The sequence below is a fragment of the Methanosarcina sp. 2.H.A.1B.4 genome (assembly GCF_000979385.1).
Classification (GTDB): domain Archaea; phylum Halobacteriota; class Methanosarcinia; order Methanosarcinales; family Methanosarcinaceae; genus Methanosarcina.
The window spans coordinates 13,491-14,219 of the sequence record NZ_JJOV01000014.1; the positions used below are offsets into that span (position 1 = coordinate 13,491).

Here is a 729-nt window from a genome sequence, read left to right on the forward strand (position 1 = left end):
CTTCCTCTAATATCTTTGAAATTATCTTTCGGTTCATCTCATTTTGAAGAGCTGAAATAACACGTTTTTCTTTTTCGTCGTATGTGGAGCTGTTCTGGAAGTACCGGACTTTTCCACCCAAACATTGAGCTTCGATCATATTTTCGGCTTCGAGAATTTGGAGATGGTGACGCAGCGTTCCCCGGTTCAGGCCCATATTGTTTGCAATCTCACCTATGTAGGTCCCGGGCCTGGTCTTGATATAGGTGTATATGTTTTTCCTTTTCAGAACTCCGATAGTATTTGAATAGTCAACCACTCGAAATCCGAGTATTGCAAAAATAAGCTTTGCAGGTAACAGCAGTATGTCTGTTACCGACAGGATTTGCATCACGGCCAGCCAGAGCAGGAACTGCCAGTAGGGTATTACGGTATCTTCTAATATCTGTACATCCTCCCCGGCTACGGATACTCCAAATTCATCACCTGGTGCCGGGCTTACGATATATTCCGTAGCTTCGGCTGTTGTTGTGAATAAAAAAAAGAATATACAGAGGATAAGCTTTTTTTCAAGCTTAGAGCTTGTAAATATTAAACGTTCAGTCTTCGGTTCCACTGACTGATTCCTCATAGGCTTTCAACTTTTAAATTTCCTGAGTTATGTATTCCTGCTTGAGAGTTATTGTTAGTTAGTCTGCCCGTAGATTATGCGATAAGCAGGCAGAAGAATAAAAAATTAAAACTCGGCAT

Annotated in this window: 1 protein-coding gene; it reads right to left on the bottom strand. The window is 41.2% G+C overall.

What is annotated here, in order from left to right; genetic code table 11:
- Positions 1-595: winged helix-turn-helix transcriptional regulator (locus EO92_RS02595; protein ID WP_369793108.1), on the bottom strand; the 595-nt coding region annotated here is incomplete at its 3' end.
- Positions 596-729: the final 134 nt, after the last annotated feature.